Source organism: Pseudoxanthobacter sp. M-2 (assembly GCF_046156265.1).
Lineage (GTDB): Bacteria > Pseudomonadota > Alphaproteobacteria > Rhizobiales > Segnochrobactraceae > CAMDHY01.
The window spans coordinates 1-13,776 of sequence record NZ_JAWDIR010000013.1 but is presented as its reverse complement, the minus strand read 5'-3'; the positions used below and the strand labels follow the sequence as shown (position 1 = coordinate 13,776).

Here is a 13,776-nt window from a genome sequence, read left to right as displayed (position 1 = left end):
GCGCTCTGACACTGACGGTATCGGACGAAATCCGCTTTTGCAATGGGGAAGCATACCGTCAAGGAGTACGTCAGCGGCGATCTCTGCCGGCCGATTGTCCTCGAACGCTGCTGGATAGATTTATTTTTAATATCAGTGTGTTACGTCGTATTTTGGCGTGCCGCCGGATACTCCCGGCAGGGCCTGAATCATTCCCACTCGATCGTGCCCGGCGGCTTTGACGTCACGTCGTAGACGACGCGATTGATGCCGCGGATCTCGTTGATGATGCGGGTCGCCGTGCGGCCGAGGAAGCCCATGTCGAAGGGGTAGAAATCCGCCGTCATGCCGTCGATCGAGGTCACGGCGCGCAGCGCCAGCACGTGCTCGTAGGTGCGCCCGTCGCCCATCACGCCGACCGTCTGCACCGGCAGCAGCACCGCGAAGGCCTGCCAGATGACGTCGTAGAGGCCGGCGGCGCGGATCTCCTCGAGATAGATCGCATCGGCGCGGCGGAGCACGTCGAGCTTCTCGCGGGTGATGCCGCCCGGGCAGCGGATCGCGAGGCCCGGACCTGGGAACGGGTGGCGGCCGACGAAGCTCTCGGGCAGGCCGAGCTCGCGGCCGAGCGCCCGCACCTCGTCCTTGAAGAGCTCGCGCAGCGGCTCGACGAGCTTCATGTTCATCCGCTCGGGCAGGCCGCCGACATTGTGGTGCGACTTGATCGTCACCGACGGGCCGCCGGAGAACGACACGCTCTCGATGACGTCCGGATAGAGCGTGCCCTGGGCGAGGAACTCGGCGCCGCCGAGCTTCTTCGCCTCCGCCTCGAACACCTCGATGAACAGGCGCCCGATGGTCTTGCGCTTCGTCTCCGGGTCAGCCTCGCCTTCCAGCGCCGAGATGAACATCTCGCTCGCGTCGACGTGGACGAGCGGGATGTTGTAGTGGCCGCGGAACAGGCCGACGACCTCCTCCGCCTCGTTCAGCCGCATCAGCCCATGGTCGACGAAGATGCAGGTGAGCTGGTCGCCGATCGCCTCGTGGATGAGCACGGCGGCGACCGCCGAATCGACGCCGCCCGAGAGCCCGCAGACGACGCGGCCCTTGCCCACCTGGGCGCGGATCTTGTCCACCATCGCCTGGCGGTAGGCCGACATCGTCCACTCGGACTTGAGGCCGGCGATCTTGTGGACGAAGTTCCAGAGGAGCCGGCCGCCGTCGGGCGTGTGCACGACTTCCGGGTGGAACATCAGCCCGTAGAAGTGGCGGTCCTCGTCGGCGATGACGGCGAAGGGGGCGTTCGGCGAGGCGGCGTAGACCTCGAAGCCGGCCGGCATCTCGGTGATGCGGTCGCCGTGGCTCATCCACACCGGATGCTTGCCACCCATCTCCCAGACGCCGTCGAAGAGCGCGCTCGGGCCGCGCACCACCACCTCGGCCCGGCCGAACTCGCGGTGGTGGCCGCCCTCGACCGTACCGCCGAGCTGCGCCGCCATCACCTGCTGGCCGTAGCAGATCCCGAGCACCGGGATGCCGGCCTCGAACACCGCCTGCGGCGCGCGCGGCGAGCCTTCCTCCGGAACCGAGGCGGGACCGCCCGACAGGATCACCGCCTTCGGCTTCAGGCGGTGGAAGGCCGCCTCGGCGGTCTGGAAGGGATGGATCTCGCAGTAGGTGCCGTTCTCGCGCACCCGCCGGGCGATCAGCTGCGTCACCTGGCTGCCGAAGTCGATGATGAGGACGGTGTCGGTCATGGGGCGCCGTTGTCCTTGAAAGTCAGGCTCTCCTAGGGGCTAACGCGGCCTTTGTCCACGAACGCCGCACCGCTCCGGCCGCGTGGCCGCAATGCTCGCCGCGAGGGGCTTGCGCTGGCGCCGGATCACTGGCGCAATCTTGGCCGTGCACACCGGAGCCGACCCATGAAAGCCGTGATGACAGTGTTCGCGAGACCCCTTGCCGCGGCCCTCGTGATCGGCGCCGTCGGGATCGCCGGACTGGCGGGGCCGGCCGCCGCCAACGATTCCTCGGCGGAGCTCGCCGCCGGCGGCCTCGTCTTCGTCCACAACGACGCGATCGAGATGCACTCGGAGGACCTGTTCGTCTCGACCCGGCTGGTGCGCGTCAAGTACCGCTTTTTCAACCGGACGGACGAGGACATCGTCAGCCTCGTCGCCTTCCCGATGCCGGACATCACCATCTCGTCGGCCGAGCAGAACATCTCCTTCCCGACGGAGGACCCGGTGCGGCTGCTCGACTTCACCACCGAGGTGAACGGCGCGCCGGTGGAGAACTCCGTCGAGCAGCGGGTGACGGCGCGCGGTCTCGACCGCACGGCACTGCTGACCGGCATGGGCATCCCGCTCGCCCCGCATCTGCGGAGCACGAACATGGTCCTCGACGGATTGCCGGCCGATCAGTGGGACAAACTCGTCCGGCTCGGGCTCGCCGAGGTCGTCGAGTATGACGACGACGGTACCGGCATGAAGCGCCACCTGGAGGCGCGCTGGACGCTGCACACGACGTTCTACCGGGAGCAGCGCTTCCCCGCCGGCGCCGAGACACTGGTGGAACACCGCTATGTGCCGAGCGTAGGCCTGTCGGTCGGCTCGATGATCGGCCAGCCGGGGGCGGCGAGCGATCCCTACACGCGGCCGACGATCGACAAGTACTGCGTCGACAAGTCCTTCCTCGCCGCCGCCGAGCGCGCGGCGAAGAAGGCGGAGGGCGGCTACCTCGCCGAGCAGCGCGTCGGCTACATCCTGACCACCGGCGCCAACTGGGCCGGGCCGATCGGCGACTTCCGCCTCGTCGTCGACAAGGGCGCGCCCGACAACCTCGTCAGCTTCTGCGCCGAGGGGGTCACCAAGATCGGGCCGACGCTGTTCGAGGTCCGCAAGACCGACTACGTGCCGACGGAGAACCTCGACGTGCTGATCCTGACGCGCTCGCTGCAGTAGCGGCGCGCGGTCAGGCCCGGCGCGTCATCACGGCGACGAAGAAGCCGTCGGTGCCGGCGCTCGCCGGCGTCAGCCGGATGGCGCGGCCGGCGTCGCCGACGGCCGTCACGAAGCGATCCGGCACGACGTCGGCGAAGGCGGCGAGCCAGCTCTCGGCCGGGTCGGCCAGCGCAAACTCCGGCTCGCGCGCGAGGAAGGCGGCGACGCGCTCTTCGTTCTCCTCCGGCAGGATCGAACAGGTGACGTAGACGAGACGGCCGCCGGGACGCACGAGGCGGGCGCCGTCGGACAGCACGCCGTCCTGCTCCTCGATCCGCTGGGCGAGTTGCTCGGCGGTGAGGCGCCACTTCGCATCCGGCCGGCGGCGCCACGTACCCGAGCCGGTGCACGGCGCGTCGATCAGCACGAGGTCGGCGCGGTCGACGAGATCGGCGAGCGGCTCGGCCGTCTTCGGCGAGCGCAGCTGGATGTTGCGGGCGCCGGAGCGGTCGATGCGGGCGACGATGTCGCCGAAGCGGCGGGCGTCGGCGTCGTAGGCATAGACCTGGCCACGGTTGTCCATCTCGGCGGCGAGCGCCAGCGTCTTGCCGCCGGCACCGGCGCAGAGGTCGACGACCTGGTCGCCAGGCCGCGCGCCGGCGAGCAGCGCCGCCACCTGCGAGCCCTCGTCCTGCACCTCGAACCAGCCGCGGGCGTATTCCGTCTCGCCCTCGACGTGCGGGGCGCGTGCCGTCCGCTCGCCGACGGGCACGCGTACGCCGACCGGCGACCACGGCGTCGCCACCGCCTCGAACCGCGACAGCCGCGACAGCACTTTCTCGCGCTTGGCCTTCAGCGTATTGACGCGCAGGTCCACCGGCGCGCGGCGGGCGAGCGCCTCACCCTCCTCCACAAGCCCCAGCGCGAGCGACGCCGAGAGCCGCGGCGCAAGCCACTCCGGCAGGTCGGCGCGCACCCAGTCGGGAGCATCTGTGAGACTGCCGTCCAAGAGCGCCGTGCGCTCCTCGTCGGAGAGCGCGCCCGGGCCGTGCGGATCGGCGGCCGCGGCGGCGATGGCCTTAAGCGGCTCGCCCCAGAGGTGATTCCAGCCGGCGAGCACCAGCGCGCGCGGCGCGTCGGACCCCATCCGCCAGGCGAGCGAGGCGCGGCGGCGCAGCACGTCGAAGACGAGGTTGCCGATCGCCGAACGGTCGCCGGAGCCGGCGAAGCGGTGCGCCCGGCCCCAGTCCTTCAGCGCCTCGGAGGCCGGGCGATGGCGCGTCGCCACATCGGTGAGGACCTCGATCGCCGCCGCGACCCGTGCCGCCGGTGTCATGCGAGCGGCGGCGCGAGGAAGACGTGCAGCGCGATCATCACCCACAGCACGATGACGGCGAAGACGCTGACGGCGTAGGTCGGAAAGCGCAAGCGGACGTCGTTGCTGGTGACGTGGACGCCGGCGTGCAGCACCCGTGCGATGACGAAGATCCAGGCGAACACGATGAACAGGAAGTCGATGGCGTTGACGGCAAGGCCGAGCACCATCGCGACGTAGAACAGGACCGGGATCTCGGACTGGTTGGCGAGCGCGTTCGAGGCCTGTCGGACACGCGGCGGCCAGCGGTCGCTGCGCAGCGCGAACTCCGGCTCGAGCTTCACCTCACCGCCCTGCACGGCCCGGTAGCGCCGCCAGCCGAGGAGAAACAGGAGCCAGAGCGTCAGGGCGACCTGGACGAACAGCGGCAGGAGCTTGGCGGCGACGGTCATCGGGTTTGCCTCTCGTGCGCTCGGAAACCGCCGCGTCAGCCGCTCAGCGGGTAGTTCGGGCTCTCGCGGACGATGGTCACGTCGTGGGCGTGGCTCTCGCGCAGGCCCGCCCCGGTGATGCGCACGAAGCGCGCGCGCTCCTGGAACTCCGGGATGGTGCCGGCGCCGACATAGCCCATGGCGGCGCGCAGGCCGCCGGCGAGCTGGTGCAGCACGGCGGCGATCGGTCCCTTGTAGGGGACCTGACCCTCGATGCCTTCCGGCACGAGCTTCAGGGTGTCGCGCACCTCGGCCTGGAAGTAGCGGTCGGCCGAGCCGCGCGCCATCGCGCCGACCGAGCCCATGCCGCGGTACGATTTGTAGCTGCGGCCCTGGTAGAGATAGACCTCGCCCGGGCTCTCGTCGGTGCCGGCGAGCAGCGAGCCGATCATCGCCGCGGACGCCCCCGCCGCCATCGCCTTGGCGAGATCGCCCGAGAACTTGATGCCGCCGTCTGCGATCACCGGAATGTCGGCGCCGCGGGTGGCCGCGACTGCCTCGAGGATGGCGGTCAGCTGCGGCATGCCGACGCCCGCCACGACCCGCGTCGTGCAGATCGAGCCCGGGCCGATGCCGACCTTGATCGCGTCGGCGCCGGCGTCGACGAGGGCGCGGGCGCCGTCGGCGGTGGCGACGTTGCCGGCGAGCACCTGCACCGTGTTGGACAGCAGCTTGACGCGGCGGATCGTCTCCAGCACGCGCTCGGAATGGCCGTGGGCGGTGTCGACGACCACGAGGTCGACACCCGCGTCGACGAGCCGCTCGGTGCGCTCGATGCCCTGGTCGCCGACCGTCGTAGCGGCGGCGACGCGCAGGCGGCCCTGCTCGTCCTTCGAGGCGTGCGGGTTGAGCTGCGCCTTCTCGATGTCCTTCACCGTGACGAGGCCGACGCAGTTGAAGCGGTCGTCGACGACCAGGAGCTTCTCGATCCGGTGCTTGTGCAGGAGGCGCTTGGCCTCGGCCTGGCTGACGCCGTCGCGCACCGTGATCAGATTTTCCCGCGTCATCAGCTCGTAGATGCGCTGCTGCGGGTTGGAGGCGAAGCGGACGTCGCGGTTGGTCAGGATGCCGACGAGGCGACCAACGTGATGGCCGCCGGTGCCACCGTTCTCGACGACCGGTACGCCGGAGATGCCGTTGCGGTGCATCACCTCGAGCGCATCGGCGAGCGTAGCGTCCGGCCCGATGACGAGCGGGTTCACCACCATGCCCGATTCGAACTTCTTCACCTGCCGGACCTGCTCGGCCTGGTCTTCCGGTGTCAGGTTGCGGTGGACGACGCCGATGCCACCAGCCTGGGCCATCGCGATGGCGAGCCGGCCCTCGGTGACGGTGTCCATCGCCGCGGAGAGAATCGGGAGGTTGAGTTCGAGGGTCTTCGTGACGCGCGAGCGGACGTCGGCTTCGCTCGGCAGCACCTCGGAGTGGCCGGGGAGCAGCAGCACGTCGTCGAAGGTCAGCGCTTCGCGGCCGGTAAGCGTCTCGACGATCTCTGACATGGCCAGCTCCGGCATGGTGGAAAGTGGCAGACGGCGTCCGGGACCGGCCCTGCCGGACCCGGCGACGACACTCGCCGGCACTTCCTGTGAAGATGGCGCTGGCACTTACCACGCCGCCTTCGCGGGTGCAAAAGCAAAGCGTGGGGGGTGCGGCGGTCGGCAGAGGGTAGTCGGCAGTACGGTGCCGCCGTGTCCCTCCCCTGCCAGGGGGAGGGACAGACCGCGCAGCGGTCAGGGTGGGGCCTGTCAACGAGAGGCGCGACCTCGACGGTCGTGCACTCTTGATTGACGGGCCCCCACCTGCCGGCTGCGCCGGCTGTCCTCCCCCCTGGCAGGGGGAGGACGTGCTGTGCCTGTTCGCCACGCCCTGCACGTCGCATCGCCATGGGCCGACGCCACCGCATCACCCTTGCAGGCCGCGGCCGACCGTATTACGGCATTGTCGGACAGATCGGCGGCCGCCCCCTCGCCTATCCCGGCAATTCGGCTGCCGCTACCGCCTTCCCGAGGCACGCCTCCCGCCCGTGACCCGTCCCCAGTTCACCGCGTTGATCGTCGCGTCCGCCCTGTTCATGGAGCAGGTGGACGCCACCGTGATCGCCACCGCGCTGCCGGCGATCGCCGTCGACCTCGCAGTCGATCCGATCGCACTGAAGCTCGCCTTCACCGCCTATCTCCTCGGCCTCGCGATCTTCATCCCCGCCTCCGGGTGGGCGGCGGACAGGTTCGGCGCGCGCGCGGTGTTCTCCTCGGCGATCGTCGTCTTCACCATCGGCTCGATCTGCTCGGGCTTCTCCAGCACGCTGGAGCAGTTCGTCGCCGCCCGCGTGCTGCAGGGGATCGGCGGGGCGATGATGACGCCGGTCGGGCGCCTCGTGGTGATCCGCAGCGCGCCGCGCAGCGAGCTCGTCGCGCTGATGGCGTGGCTGACGGTTCCGAGCCTGCTCGGGCCGATGATGGGGCCACCACTCGGTGGCTTCATCGTCACCTTCTTCGACTGGCGATGGATCTTCTGGATCAACGTGCCCGTCGGCATCGTCGGCTTCATCCTGGCGCGGCTGTTCGTGCCGGATTTCCGGGCCGAGGACCCGGGGCGCTTCGACGCTCTCGGCTTCGTGCTGCTCGGCACAGGCCTGTCTGGCCTGGTGTTCGGCCTCTCGGTCTTCGGGCAGGCGTTCGTGCCGTTCTGGGTGTCGCTCGCGCTGCTCGCGGCGGGTGCCGTCTGCACCACGCTCTATGTCGGCCACGCGCGCCGGTCGACGAGCCGGCCGCTGCTCGACCTCGCGCTGTTCAAGTACCGCACCCTGTTCACGGGTGTCGTCGGCGGCTTCCTGTTCCGCATCGGCATCGGCGCCATCCCGTTCCTGCTGCCGCTGATGCTGCAGATCGGCCTCGGCCTCACCGCCTTCGAGACCGGCATGCTGACCTTCGCCGGCGCCGGCGGGGCGCTCCTGATGAAGTTCACCGCCGCCCCGATCGTGCGGCGCGTCGGCTTCAAGCCGGTGCTGGTGGTGAACGGCGTGCTCAGCGCCGGCTTCATCGCCGTGACCGGGCTCTTCATCTACGGCGTGCCGCACTATGTGATCGTCGTGGTGCTGCTCACCGCCGGCTTCTTCCGCTCGCTGCAGTTCACCTGCCTCAACGCCCTCACCTATGCCGACGTGCCGGACGACCAGACGAGCCGCGCCACCAGCCTGTCGAGCGTGAGCCAGCAGCTGGCGCTGTCGACCGGCGTCGCCGTCGCCGCCTTCATCCTCGAGGTGCTGCGGTCGCAGAGCGGCGACCACTCGATCGCCCTCACCGACTATCTGACGGCGTTCCTGATCCTCGGGGCGATCTCGCTGGTGCCGGTGCTCACCTACCTGCGCCTGCCGGCCGACGCCGGCGCGTCGATGTCGGGCCGGCGTCGGCGTGCACCGCCCGCCGACAGCGACACGTCCGAGGGTGGCGCCTGAGCGACGGTCGATGACCGCACGCCCGCCGCTACGACCTCCGCCCGTCAGTCGGCGGCGTCCGCCGGCGCCTCGTCGCTCTCGCTGCGCCCCCGGAACCCCTTCGCGAGCACGTAGAGCTCGGCCGAATCGGAGCGGCTCGCCGGTGGCTTGACGTGCATCACCTGGGCGAAGTCGCGCTTCAGGTCGGCGAGCAGCTGGTTCTCGGTGCCGCCGCGCAGCACCTTGGCGAGGAAGGCACCGCCGGGCTTCAGGATGTCGCGGGCGAACTCCGCCGCCACCTCGCAGAGGTGCATGATGCGCAGGTGGTCGGTCTTCTTGTGACCGGTCGCCGGCGCGGCCATGTCGGAGAGCACGAGATCTGCCTTGGCCCCGCCAAGGGCCGCGACGATCGCCGCCGGGGCATCCTCGTCGAGGAAGTCCTTCTGCAGGATGACGACGCCCGGCAGAGCATCGACCGGCAGGTAGTCGATGGCGACGATGCGCGGGTCGGAGTCGGTGGAATTCGTCCGCGCCGCCGCCACCTGGCACCAGCCGCCGGGGGCGGCGCCGAGATCGACGATGCGCAGGCCCTTCGAGAGCAGCTTGTACTGCTCGTCGATCTCGATGAGCTTGTAGGCTGCCCGCGACCGGTATCCCTCCGCCTTGGTGCGGCGGACGTACGGATCGTTGAGTTGGCGTGCGAGCCAGCGCGTCGAGGCGGCCGTGCGCTTCTTGGCGGTCTTCACCCGCACCTTCAGCGCCCGTTCGCCCGAGCCACGGCCACTGCTGGCCGTCCCCTTGCCGCCACCGGCAGCCCCCTTGCCGCCGCCCGCACCCTTGCCCGAGGCGCTCATCGCCAGCCGTCCTGGTCGCCGTAGCCGTCGCGGCGGTCGGCGTCGATGAGCTCGGCGAGGATGCCCTCGCGCAGGCCGCGGTCGGCGACGCGCAGCCGCGTGCACGGCCAGCGGCGGCGGATCGCCTCGAGGATGGCGCAGCCGGCGATGACGAGGTCGGCGCGATCGTGGCCGATGCACGGGCTGGCGATGCGGTCGGCGTGCGACATCGCGCAGATGCGCGCCACCATCTGGTCGACCTCGTCGGCCGCGAGCCAGAGACCGTCGACGCGGCGGCGGTCGTAGCGGTCGAGGCCGAGATGGACGCCGGCGAGCGTCGTCACGGTACCGGAGGTGCCGAGCAGGTGGATGCGCCCGCCAGCCGCTGCGCGGTCGATCTCCGGGGCGGCGCGGAAGGCCTCCAGCCGCAGCGTCACGTCGGCCACCATCGCCTCGAACAGCGGCGCGTCGACCTCGTGGCCGCCGAAGCGCTCGGCGAGCGTCACGACACCGACCGGCAGCGAGGCCCAGGCGCCGATGGCGCGGTCGACGCCGCGGTGGGCGCCCTTGCCGGCGATGTCGATCCAGACCACTTCCGACGAGCCGCCGCCGATATCGAAGAGGATGGCGCCGTCGCTCTCGATGTCGACGAGGCCGGCGCAGCCGACGACGGCGAGGCGCGCCTCCGTCTCGCGGGAGACGATCTCGAGGTCGAGCTCGGCCTCGTCCTTGACGCGGGCGAGGAACTCCGAGCCGTTGATCGCCGCCCGGCAGGCCTCGGTGGCGATCAGGCGCGCCCGCGAGACCGAGCGGTCGACGAGCTTGCGGCGGCAGATCTTCAGGGCCTCGACGGCGCGGTCCATCGCCGGCTCGCTGAGACGCCCGGTGCGGGCGAGCCCCTCGCCGAGGCGGACGATGCGCGAGAACGCATCGACGACGCGGAAGCCATGGCCGCGCGGCTCGGCGATCAGCAGGCGGCAGTTGTTGGTGCCGAGATCGAGGGCGGCATAGACGCGCGACGACGGCCGGCGGCCCGGCGCACGCTCGAACGGCTCGCGAACGACCGCCGTCGTCCCGTCCTCCCTGTCTGCAGACACGTGTTACCGCCGATCCAAAATCGCAGTGCCGGAGCTCCGGCAGTCCGCCCCAGTCTATCAAGCCGGCGTCCCACTACAAACCGGTCATCGTCGGACGGCAGCGTCCGTGGCCAGACAGGCGTCGCTGGCAGATCACGCGTTGCAGGCGTCTGTCGTCGCGCCCACAGACCGTGGTCCCGGGGGCATGTCGGCGCACGACCGGGGCCAGCATCGTCGCGACCGGACGCCCGGGCCGCGGTCTCCAGAAGGGCACGGCGCCGCGGGCCAGGCCGCCGGAGCCACATTTTGCTGGGGGGTGTCAGAGGTGGTTGCGCATTGCCGCGCGGCCGCGCTATAAGCCGCGCGCCGTGCAGCCGCGGCGCGCCGCCGACGCGGCCGCCGCACCATCTGTCGCGTGACGGATGGGGGATAGTTCAACGGTAGAACAGCGGACTCTGACTCCGTTAATCTAGGTTCGAATCCTAGTCCCCCAGCCAAATCGACAAACTCAATGAGAGCAGTGTTTTAGCAGCACTTGCGCCGAGGATGCGCGACGGCGCGCACTCGTGCGCGGCTTCGGTCTTGCGGGCGTGAAGTCGGGTGCTCGCGCACTGCCAACGTGTGATCGCCGCGCTCACCCCTCATCTGCAAAGAGCGGGGACCCGCTTTGGCGGTATGGACGAGGAGCCCCTCCCGCCGCCGCAGGCTCAGGAGTGCGATTCGTCGAGCGATTTTCGCACCATCGCGGCAAGATCGTGCTTGCGAAAGGGCTTCGTCAGGAGCCGAACGCCGGGATCGAGCTGGCCCTGATGGGTGATCGCGTCCTCGCTGTAGCCCGACATGAACACGATCGCCATGTGCGGCCACCGCTGCGCCGCCTCGTCGGCCAGCGCCTTTCCGCCGAGCTTGCCGGGCATCACGACGTCGGTCAGCAACAAGTCGAATGGCGCGGTGGCCGCAGTGAGCATTGTTAGTGCCGCGTCGCCACCGCTTGCTTCCACCACGTCGTAGCCAAGGCCGCGCAACTGCTCGACGACGCTTTCGCGGACCTGCGGATCGTCCTCGACGAGCAGGATGCGCTCGTCACCCCGCGGCATGAGATCGCTATCCGGCTCGGGCGCCGTTTCGGCAATTGCGCCGGTGCGCGGCAGGTAGAGGCGCACGGTCGTTCCCTTTCCGACCTCGCTGTAGATCCGGATGTGACCATTGGATTGCTTGATGAAGCCATAGACCATGCTGAGCCCGAGCCCAGTCCCCTTGCCGACCTCTTTCGTCGTGAAGAAGGGGTCGAAGACACGGCTCAGCGACTCGCTCGGGATGCCGATGCCATCATCGCTGACGGCGAGCATGACATAGTCGCCCTCGGTGACATCAGGTTGTTGCGCGGCATAGTCGGAATCGAAGAGTTGGTTGCGCGTCTCGATCAGCAGGCGACCGCCGCCTGGCATGGCATCGCGTGCGTTGAGGGCGAGATTGATCAGGGCCGATTCGAGCTGGGCGCGGTCGGCGTCGACGGTCCACAGATCCGACGCCAACGAGGATTTGATCTGGATGGGCTCGCCCAGCACCCGATGCAGGAGCTTGCCGGTCGCCGTCACCAGCTCGTTCAGGTTCGTCGGCTGGGGGCGCAGCGGCTGGCGCCGCGAGAAGGCGAGCAGCTGACGCGTCAGTTCGGCTGCGCGTCCGGTCGCCTTGCTGATCTGCTGAACGCGCCGGCGCACCGCGGGCTTGAGGCTCCTCGACTCCAGCAAAGCCTCGGCGTTGGCCATGACCACCATCAGGATGTTGTTGAAGTCGTGCGCGATGCCGCCGGTCAGCTGGCCGACTGCCTCCATCTTCTGAGACTGCCGAAGCTGCTCTTCGGTATGGTTGCGCGCGGTCAGGTCGCGGATGATGCCGACATAGATCGGCTCACCGCGATGGCTGGCCTCGCCGACCGCCAGGTGCATGGGAAAAGTCGAGCCGTCCTTGCGCTGGCCCGTGACCTCGCGCGAGATGCCGATGATCTTGCGCACGCCGGTCGTATGATAATTCCGCAGGTATTGATCGTGCTCGTGGCTGATCTCCGGCGGCATCAGCATGCGGACGTTCCTGCCGATGACGCTAGCGGCGTCGTAGCCGAACAACCTTTCGCAGGCGCGGTTGTAGGTCTGTATGCTGCCCTTGCGGTCGATGATGATCAGGCCGTCGACCAGCGTGTCGAGAACGGTATCCACCAGCGACTGCAGGCGAAGTTCGCTCGCCCGCAGCTGGTCTGTGGCGGCACCGCCCGCACTGATGTCGCGCGTGATCTTGCCGAAGCCGAGGAGCTTGCCACGGGGCCCGAAGATCGCCGTGATGACCACGTCGGCGAGGAAGCGCGAACCGTCGTTCCGCACCCGCTGGCCGACGTCGCTGAACCGCCCCTCCGCCACGGCCGTCGCCAAGGCCTGCTGTGGCTTGCCGGCCGCGTTGTCTTCCGGTGTGTAGAACACAGAAAAGTGACGGCCGACGATGTCGTGCGCGTCGTAACCCTTGATCGCTCGGGCACCCGCATTCCAGGTCAGAACGTTGCCGTTTGCATCCAACATCAGAAGCGCGTAATCGCGCACTTCCTCGATGAACAGGTGGAGATGCTGTTCGGGATTGTCGAGCGCCGAGCGGGCGACCTTCTTCGCCATCCAGGTTAATCTTCCGGCGGACTGTCGTCGACGAACTTTTGCAGAACTCGCAGGGAGAACGGTTTCTCGATCACCAGGGGACGATGCGGCGTTTCCAAGTGGCGCAGCGTCTTCGTCAGCCTCTCGACGTCGTGGCTGCCGGACATCAGCAGCCAGCGGGTGTCGGGCAGGCGATGCGCGAACTCGGAGAACAACCCTAGACCGTCACCGTCGGGCAGACCGACGTCGCTGATGATATGCTGCGGTGCAGTGCGTTTTGCCAGCGTCTCATCAAGCGTCTTGCGGGCCGCTGCCAAAGATTCACACCCCCTCACGCGACGGCCGCGCCTGCGAAGGAACTCGACCAACTCCGGCCGGAGATCCTCATCGTCTTCCACGATCAGGACGAAAGGGGCCATATTTTCCACTGCAGTAGGAGCGAGTGCGCCTCGGCGATCTTGCACCCTACTGCAAATTCCTGGAATGCGCACACGGCCATTCTCCGGTCGGCATGCGCCGCGTGCCTTCGGCGCGACGCGTCACATCACCCATGTGCCGACGGCGATGAAGCCGTAGGTGGCTGCGACAAGGGCGATTGCGAGGGGATAGGGGATGTCCATGGGGCGCTCTCCGATCGTCTCGCCACAGAACGCCGGACGCGCCCCCATGTTCCGTCCGCCGCGCCGCGATCGCCAGGCCCTGGTCGGCCTGGACGCGGGCGCCCCCGCGCCCGGAACCAGCGTCGCCAACCTGTTCAGGCACCCAAAATTGGAATCCCTTGACAGATGCTACACCCACAATGAGAGCTTCGGCCCAGCTACAACCGTTGCCGAGGGGGCATCATGTTGAAGGGGAGTTGGTCGAGGGCGGTGTTGGCTGCCGTGGTGTTGGCGTCGGCAGTGCCGTCCGTTCAGGCGGAAACGAAAAAGTTTGATTTCACGAAGAAGAGCGAACTAACGCAGTGGAAAGACTTGCGCGGCGAGTGGTTTATTTCAAGCCGAGGCTTCGCGCCAAGGAACCAAAAGAAGAGTGAGTTTTCGCTGGCGACATCAATCTACGACAAGCGCACCT

Annotated in this window: 11 protein-coding genes, 1 tRNA gene and 1 pseudogene; 4 read left to right on the top strand and 9 right to left on the bottom strand. The window is 68.8% G+C overall.

Features of this window, described 5'->3' with window-relative positions:
• Positions 1 to 188 precede the first annotated feature (188 nt).
• The gene (gene guaA / locus RUR49_RS10900) at positions 189 to 1,736 is read right to left on the bottom strand and encodes a glutamine-hydrolyzing GMP synthase (RefSeq protein WP_409146428.1); all 1,548 of its coding nucleotides are present in this window, start codon (positions 1,734 to 1,736) and stop codon (positions 189 to 191) included.
• 165 nt (positions 1,737 to 1,901) lie between these two features.
• Between guaA and RUR49_RS10895 the strand changes: the two genes are divergently transcribed.
• Positions 1,902 to 2,939: a DUF4424 domain-containing protein gene (locus tag RUR49_RS10895; protein WP_409146427.1), complete on the top strand. Its 1,038-nt coding sequence runs from the start codon at positions 1,902 to 1,904 to the stop codon at positions 2,937 to 2,939.
• A gap of 10 nt (positions 2,940 to 2,949) precedes the next feature.
• On the opposite strand, the gene RUR49_RS10890 is transcribed toward RUR49_RS10895, so the two are convergent.
• Genes RUR49_RS10890 through guaB form a run of 3 tightly spaced genes read right to left on the bottom strand, consistent with a single transcriptional unit; the run spans position 2,950 to position 6,223 of the window.
• Entirely contained in the window at positions 2,950 to 4,254 is a 1,305-nt protein-coding gene (locus RUR49_RS10890; protein WP_409146426.1) for an RsmB/NOP family class I SAM-dependent RNA methyltransferase, read from the bottom strand.
• A complete protein-coding gene (locus tag RUR49_RS10885) occupies positions 4,251 to 4,685 on the bottom strand; it encodes an MAPEG family protein (protein ID WP_409146425.1) in 435 nt (144 codons plus the stop codon). Before RUR49_RS10885 ends, RUR49_RS10890 begins: the two co-directional genes overlap by 4 nt.
• Positions 4,686 to 4,720: 35 nt before the next feature.
• Complete coding sequence (gene guaB, locus RUR49_RS10880; RefSeq protein WP_409146424.1) at positions 4,721 to 6,223, bottom strand: IMP dehydrogenase; 1,503 nt, start codon at positions 6,221 to 6,223, stop codon at positions 4,721 to 4,723.
• 524 nt (positions 6,224 to 6,747) lie between these two features.
• Here guaB and RUR49_RS10875 point away from each other — a divergent pair.
• Complete coding sequence (locus RUR49_RS10875; protein WP_409146423.1) at positions 6,748 to 8,178, top strand: MFS transporter; 1,431 nt, start codon at positions 6,748 to 6,750, stop codon at positions 8,176 to 8,178.
• A gap of 44 nt (positions 8,179 to 8,222) precedes the next feature.
• Here RUR49_RS10875 and RUR49_RS10870 read toward each other — a convergent pair whose 3' ends face one another.
• Together RUR49_RS10870 and RUR49_RS10865 are read right to left on the bottom strand one after the other, a co-directional pair.
• Entirely contained in the window at positions 8,223 to 9,011 is a 789-nt protein-coding gene (locus RUR49_RS10870; RefSeq protein ID WP_409146422.1) for an RlmE family RNA methyltransferase, read from the bottom strand.
• Positions 9,008 to 10,081 (bottom strand): annotated as a pseudogene (locus RUR49_RS10865) (Ppx/GppA phosphatase family protein); the annotation flags it as partial. The pseudogene RUR49_RS10865 and the gene RUR49_RS10870, both read right to left, overlap by 4 nt.
• A 408-nt stretch (positions 10,082 to 10,489) precedes the next feature.
• Between RUR49_RS10865 and RUR49_RS10860 the strand changes: the two are divergent.
• Positions 10,490 to 10,563 (top strand) — tRNA-Gln (locus tag RUR49_RS10860).
• Between the two features lie 210 nt (positions 10,564 to 10,773).
• Here the strand turns inward: RUR49_RS10860 and RUR49_RS10855 are convergent.
• From RUR49_RS10855 to RUR49_RS10845, 3 genes are all read right to left on the bottom strand, one after another.
• The gene (locus tag RUR49_RS10855) at positions 10,774 to 12,726 is read right to left on the bottom strand and encodes a PAS domain S-box protein (RefSeq protein WP_409146421.1); all 1,953 of its coding nucleotides are present in this window, start codon (positions 12,724 to 12,726) and stop codon (positions 10,774 to 10,776) included.
• A gap of 5 nt (positions 12,727 to 12,731) precedes the next feature.
• Entirely contained in the window at positions 12,732 to 13,124 is a 393-nt protein-coding gene (locus tag RUR49_RS10850; RefSeq protein ID WP_409146420.1) for a response regulator, read from the bottom strand.
• A gap of 120 nt (positions 13,125 to 13,244) precedes the next feature.
• Positions 13,245 to 13,373, bottom strand: coding sequence for a hypothetical protein (locus tag RUR49_RS10845; protein ID WP_409146419.1), 129 nt, complete (start codon positions 13,371 to 13,373; stop codon positions 13,245 to 13,247).
• A gap of 174 nt (positions 13,374 to 13,547) precedes the next feature.
• On the opposite strand from RUR49_RS10845, the gene RUR49_RS10840 reads away from it, so the two are divergent.
• Positions 13,548 to 13,776 (top strand): hypothetical protein (locus RUR49_RS10840; RefSeq protein ID WP_409146418.1); only part of this gene is annotated, 229 nt, incomplete at its 3' end.

Coding starts and splice junctions, on each gene's coding strand:
- guaA (WP_409146428.1), bottom strand. CDS start 1,736: ATGACCGACACCGTCCTCATCATCGACTTCGGCAGCCAGGTGACGCAG.
- RUR49_RS10895 (WP_409146427.1), top strand. CDS start 1,902: ATGAAAGCCGTGATGACAGTGTTCGCGAGACCCCTTGCCGCGGCCCTC.
- RUR49_RS10890 (WP_409146426.1), bottom strand. CDS start 4,254: ATGACACCGGCGGCACGGGTCGCGGCGGCGATCGAGGTCCTCACCGAT.
- RUR49_RS10885 (WP_409146425.1), bottom strand. CDS start 4,685: ATGACCGTCGCCGCCAAGCTCCTGCCGCTGTTCGTCCAGGTCGCCCTG.
- guaB (WP_409146424.1), bottom strand. CDS start 6,223: ATGTCAGAGATCGTCGAGACGCTTACCGGCCGCGAAGCGCTGACCTTC.
- RUR49_RS10870 (WP_409146422.1), bottom strand. CDS start 9,011: ATGAGCGCCTCGGGCAAGGGTGCGGGCGGCGGCAAGGGGGCTGCCGGT.
- RUR49_RS10855 (WP_409146421.1), bottom strand. CDS start 12,726: ATGGCGAAGAAGGTCGCCCGCTCGGCGCTCGACAATCCCGAACAGCAT.
- RUR49_RS10850 (WP_409146420.1), bottom strand. CDS start 13,124: ATGGCCCCTTTCGTCCTGATCGTGGAAGACGATGAGGATCTCCGGCCG.
- RUR49_RS10845 (WP_409146419.1), bottom strand. CDS start 13,373: ATGGGGGCGCGTCCGGCGTTCTGTGGCGAGACGATCGGAGAGCGCCCC.